This window comes from Cellulosimicrobium cellulans (genome assembly GCF_001722485.1).
Lineage (GTDB): Bacteria > Actinomycetota > Actinomycetes > Actinomycetales > Cellulomonadaceae > Cellulosimicrobium > Cellulosimicrobium cellulans_A.
This window is the reverse complement of sequence record NZ_LWGL01000218.1, coordinates 1-4459: the sequence shown is the minus strand read 5'-3', so window position 1 is coordinate 4459 and position 4459 is coordinate 1. Positions and strand designations below refer to the sequence as shown.

Here is a 4459-nt window from a genome sequence, read left to right as displayed (position 1 = left end):
AGCAGGTCGTCGGCGCGCTCGCGGACACCGGCCGCGCCGACGACGCCGTCGCGCTCGCGGTCCCGCACACCGGCAGCCACCCGTGGCGCGAGGAGGGCTGGCGCCTGCTCGCCCTGGCCCTCTACCGCGCCGGGCGCCAGGTCGAGGCGCTCGACACGCTCCGGCGTGCCCGCACCGTCCTGCGCGACGAGCTCGGCCTCGACCCGTCCCCGGCGGTCGCCGCGCTCGAGGCCGACGTCCTGCGCCACGACCCGCGGGTCCGTGCGCCGGAGGACGTCTTCCGCCGTGTCACGGACGACTCCGTGCGCGCCCTCGGGCCGGGATCGCGCGCCCGGCTCGAGACGACCGTGAGCATGCTCGGGCGCCTCGCGGTGTCCGCGCCCGCTCCGGGCGTCCCGCACGAGGACCTGCTCGCGGCGGCGCGGGCCGCGGAGTCGCTCGGCGACCCGGCCCTGACCGCCCGCGTCCTCGGCGGGTACGACGTCCCGAGCGTCTGGCCGCGCAGCGACGACCCCGAACGGTCGCGGCAGCTCGTCGAGGTCGCCCTGCGCACGCTCGCGGCCCTGCCCGACGACGCCGCGCCGGCCGCCCGCGCACGCCTGCACGCGCTCGTCGCGACGGAGACGCGCGGGCTGCCCGGCGGGCAGGGCCGAGAGGCCGCAGAGGCGGCCGTGCGCACCGCGCGGGACCTGCACGACCCGGCGCTCCTCTGCTCCGCCCTCGGCGCCCTGGCCCTCCACACGTGCGACCGCCCGGGCCTCGCCGCGGAACGCGACCGGATCGGCGACGAGATCGTCGGCCTCGCGCGCCGCCACGACCTGCCGTCGGCCGAGGTGCAGGGGCTGCTGCTGCGGCTCCAGGCGACCGGGGCGCTCGGCCGGACCGACGACGGCGACGCGCTCGCCCGGGAGCTCGAGGACGTCGCGACGCGGCACGAGCGTCCGCGCGCGCTGGTCCTCGTGGCGGGGTACCGCGCGATGCGCGCGGTGCAGGACGACGCTCCCGACGCGACCGAGCGGCTCGCGCGCTCGGCGCGCGCCCTCGGCGAGGCGGGCATGCCCGGCGTCGCGGACGGGCTGCTCCCGCTCGCGCTGCTCGGCCTCGACCTCGTCCGCGGCGACGTCCGCGCCCTGCCGGCCGACGGCTGGGGCCCGTACGCGGCGTGGGTGCGGCCGCTCGTGCTCGCGCGCGCCGGCGACCGTGCCGGTGCGCGGTCCGCGCTCGACCGGCTCGCGGGGCCACCGCCGGGACTGCTCCTCGAGGCGCTGTGGTGCGTCGTCGCGCAGGCGGCTCTCGAGACGGAGCACGAGACGGCGCTCGGACGGGCCCGGGCCGCGCTCGAACCCGCTCCGCTCGAGATCGCCGGGGCAGGCAGCGGGCTCCTCACGCTCGGGCCCGTCGCGCGGTGGCTCGACCGACCGGCTCCTTGACCGCAGGACGCGGGAGCCACCGCCCCGCAGTCCTGTGACCAGCACGGCTAGACGTCCCTGATAACGATTTGGTTACATGGGCGCGTCCTTGCCCCCCATTCCCGGAGCAACCATGCCTCGTGCCCGCCACCACGCAGCGCCTGCTGCCCGTGCGCGCTCGCTCCGCCTGCCCGCCCTCGCGCTCGTCACCCTGCTGGGCGTCGGAGCGGTCGGCGCCGGCCCGCAGGCCGCCGACGGCAGCACCGAGCTCGCCCCCACGAGCGCCTCGCCGGACGCGGAGCGCTCCAGCACCACCGCCAGCCGCTCCTTCGAGCGGACCCCGCTCGAGCGCGAGACCCCTCCCCCCGCGCCTGAGCCGGCCCCGACGCCCACGGTTATCCCCGCACCCGAGCCGGCCCCCGCCGTCGAGCCCGCGCCCGAGCCGGTGCCTGCGGTCACCGGCCAGCTGTGGACCACGGAGGCCGTCAACGTCCGGACCGGGCCGTCGGCCGACGCCGCGCAGATCACGACCGTGCCGGCCTCGACGCTCGTCGACGTGACCGGCGCCTCCCAGGACGGCTGGAGCCAGGTCGTGTGGGAGGGCGCCGCCGCGTGGCTGAACGCCAGCTACCTCTCGGAGAGCGAGCCGCAGGCGGCACCCGCTCCCGCGCCGGCCGCGGCCCCGGCCCCGGCGTCCTCCGGAGCCGCCGGGACCTCGAGCGCCGCCTGCCCCGTGAGCTCCGGCATCGAGTCGGGGCTGCAGAGCAACGCGCGCGCGGTCTACCGGTCGGTGTGCGCGACGTTCCCCGGGGTCTCCGCCTACGGCGGCGTGCGTCCCGGCGACAGCGGCGACCACGGCACCGGCCGCGCCGTCGACATCATGATCAGCGGCGAGGCCGGCTGGGACATCGCCCGGTACGTGCAGGCCAACGCCGGCTCCCTCGGCGTGACGTACGTCATCTACGAGCAGAAGATCTGGATGGCCGGTGACCCCGCCGGCGCGTGGTCCGCCATGGAGGACCGCGGCGGCGCGACCGCGAACCACTTCGACCACGTGCACGTCAGCACGCGGTAGAGCTGCGACACGACGAAGGGCCCGGCCGACGGCCGGGCCCTTCGTCGTGCGGCGGGCGGGCAACCTTCGCCGTCCGCCCTCGGGCAAGAAGAAGAGGCGGGACATCGTGACCGATGTCCCGCCTCATTCTGGTGGAGCTGAGGGGACTCGAACCCCTGACCCCCTGCATGCCATGCAGGTGCGCTACCAGCTGCGCCACAGCCCCGCGGATCCGCAGATCCAGGTGGAGATGCCCCTCCGGACGGGGAATCTTCGCGATTCCCGCCCTGCGGAGCGTCGCTAGTCTACGCAGAAACGGGCTCCAAGTTCCAATCCGGTCCCGCGTTCCACCGGTCGAGCGGGAAGCCCGCCCCCACGTTGTGCGCGACGAGCCGCCACGGCGGGACCGCCGCGGGCCCGGAGGCGTGCAGGTGCGACCAGTGGACGTTGTGCAGCCCGAACAGGCCGCGCCACCCGGCGGGGTCGAGCCCGAGCATCGCCGTCACGGCGAGCGTGATGGCCGCGCCGTGCGAGACCACGACGAGCGTGTCGTCGCGGCCGAGTTCCTCGGCGTGCTCCGCGACGGCCGCGACCATCCGCGCCGCGACGTCCGCCTTCGCCTCCGCGCCGGCGCTCGCCGGCTCCTCGCCGCGGCGCCACGCCGCGTACTCCTCGGGCCACCGGGCCGCGATCTCGTCGCCCGTCAGCCCCTCCCAGGCGCCGAACCCGCGCTCGCGCAGGCGCGCGTCGAGCACGGGCTCCAGGCCCACGACGGCGCCGTACGCGCGAGCGGTGTCCGCCGCGCGCACGAGGTCGGAGGACACCAGGCGCGTCGCCCGGTGGGCGCTCGCGAGGGCGTCCGCCCCCTGCGCGGCCTGCCATTGCCCGACGGCGTCGAGCGGCACGTCGACCTGGCCCTGCAGGCGCAGGGACGCGTTGTACTCGGTACGGCCGTGACGCAGGAGGACGACGGTGCCCGCGGTCACGCGAGCGGCTCCCCCGAGAGGCGGATCGCGCCGTCGTCGCCGTCCTCGTCACGGTCGCGCGCGGACCCGTCGCCGCCGCGCGCGTCGGCGGGCAGCTCGATGACCGGGCAGTCCTTCCAGAGGCGCTCCAGCGCGTAGTACAGGCGGTCCTCGGCGTGCTGCACGTGCACGACGACGTCGCCGAAGTCGAGCAGGACCCAACGGGCCTCCTGCTTGCCCTCACGGCGGATCGGCTTCGCGCCCGCCTTGTGCATGGCCTCCTCGACGGCGTCGACGATCGCCGAGACCTGGCGCTCGTTCGTCCCCGAGGCGAGGAGGAACACGTCCGTGAGGACGAGCTGCTCGCTGACGTCGAGCGCGAGGATCTCCTCGGCCTTGCGGTCGGACGCGGCGCGCGCCGCGGTGACGGCGAGCTCGACGGCCCGTTCGGTTGCAGTCACGAGTCTCCGTTCGTCGGTGCCGCTCAGCGGCCGAGGTCGAGTGGTCCGGGTGCGTCGCCCGGTGCGGCCGTCACGACCGTTGCCACGGCCGGGGCCTCGGCGGCGGGCCCGGGGTCGTCGCGCGAGATGAGCTCCCACACGAGCAGGCCGAGGACGAACGCGACCGCGACCAGCACGAGGTAGTGCAGCCACGTGTAGGACGGGCCGCGCGGCGACTCGTCGCGCTCCTCCTCCGCGTCGTCACGCGGGGCGACGCGCGGGAAGAGGCCGTCGTCGTCGCCCGCGCTCGAGGCGGCCGAGGTCGTCGGGAAGGGCGACGCGCCCTCCGACCGGCCGGCCGGCGCGCTCGTCCGCTCCGGCGCGGAGCCGGTCGTGATCGACGCCCACGGCAGGTCCGAGCCCGACGGCTCGGCCGCCGGCGCGGACGGGGACTGCGGAGCGGGAGCGGGGGCCTGCCGGGCCGTGGGGTGCCCGAGGCGCTCGTCGCGGCGCTCGACGAGCTCGAGACCGAGTACCGCAAGGCGCTCGACGACCCGGACTTCGTCGGCGAGCTGGCGCGCCTGCAGCGCG

4 protein-coding genes, 1 tRNA gene and 1 pseudogene are annotated in these 4459 nt (G+C 76.8%); 2 read left to right on the top strand and 4 right to left on the bottom strand.

The window, feature by feature from the left end; all coding sequences use genetic code 11:
- Both JZ5iCDA_RS15890 and JZ5iCDA_RS15885 read left to right on the top strand, forming a co-directional pair.
- The coding region (locus JZ5iCDA_RS15890) for a BTAD domain-containing putative transcriptional regulator (RefSeq protein WP_069388024.1) at window positions 1-1430 on the top strand (1430 nt) is incomplete at its 5' end.
- A 112-nt stretch (window positions 1431-1542) separates the two neighbouring features.
- Window positions 1543-2484 carry an SH3 domain-containing protein gene (locus JZ5iCDA_RS15885; RefSeq protein WP_069388023.1) on the top strand — a complete coding sequence of 314 codons (942 nt, stop codon included), beginning with the start codon at window positions 1543-1545 and terminating at the stop codon, window positions 2482-2484.
- Window positions 2485-2613: 129 nt separating this feature from the next.
- Here JZ5iCDA_RS15885 and JZ5iCDA_RS15880 read toward each other — a convergent pair.
- The 4 genes and pseudogenes from JZ5iCDA_RS15880 to JZ5iCDA_RS19160 form a co-directional block, all read right to left on the bottom strand.
- Window positions 2614-2689, bottom strand: a tRNA-Ala gene (locus tag JZ5iCDA_RS15880).
- A gap of 79 nt (window positions 2690-2768) precedes the next feature.
- Complete coding sequence (locus JZ5iCDA_RS15875) at window positions 2769-3449, bottom strand: histidine phosphatase family protein (RefSeq protein ID WP_069388022.1); 681 nt, start codon at window positions 3447-3449, stop codon at window positions 2769-2771.
- The gene (gene rsfS, locus JZ5iCDA_RS15870) at window positions 3446-3889 is read right to left on the bottom strand and encodes a ribosome silencing factor (RefSeq protein ID WP_069388021.1); all 444 of its coding nucleotides are present in this window, start codon (window positions 3887-3889) and stop codon (window positions 3446-3448) included. Before rsfS ends, JZ5iCDA_RS15875 begins: the two co-directional genes overlap by 4 nt.
- Before the next feature lie 23 nt (window positions 3890-3912).
- Window positions 3913-4459, bottom strand: a pseudogene (locus tag JZ5iCDA_RS19160) (hypothetical protein); the annotation flags it as partial.